The organism is Burkholderia sp. JPY481, assembly GCF_038900515.1.
GTDB classification, from domain to species: Bacteria; Pseudomonadota; Gammaproteobacteria; order Burkholderiales; family Burkholderiaceae; genus Paraburkholderia; species Paraburkholderia youngii.
In genome coordinates this window covers 1-255 of the sequence record NZ_JAYMRT010000195.1, presented here as the reverse complement: position 1 = coordinate 255, position 255 = coordinate 1, and the positions used below count along the sequence as shown (strand labels likewise).

Sequence of the window (255 nt, the reverse complement as noted above, 5' to 3'; positions counted from 1 at the left end):
CTATAGCCCAGCGACTGCTTACCATTCCGGGAGTTGGACCGATTACCGCAAGCTTACTTGCCTCAGAACTCGGCGATGGAAAGCAGTATCGATGCGGCCGCGACATTGCCGCTGCCGTCGGACTGGTCCCCCGCCAGTACAGTACGGGAGGCCGGTCGAACCTGTTGGGAATTTCCAAGCGGGGGGACAAGAACATTCGCCGGTTGCTCGTCCAGTGTGCCCGTGCCTTCATGCTGCATCTAAACAGGCACACGG

General features: G+C 59.6%; 1 protein-coding gene. It reads left to right on the top strand.

What is annotated here, in order from left to right:
* The coding region (locus tag VSR82_RS40310; RefSeq protein ID WP_498858955.1) for a transposase at window positions 1-255 on the top strand (255 nt) is incomplete at both ends.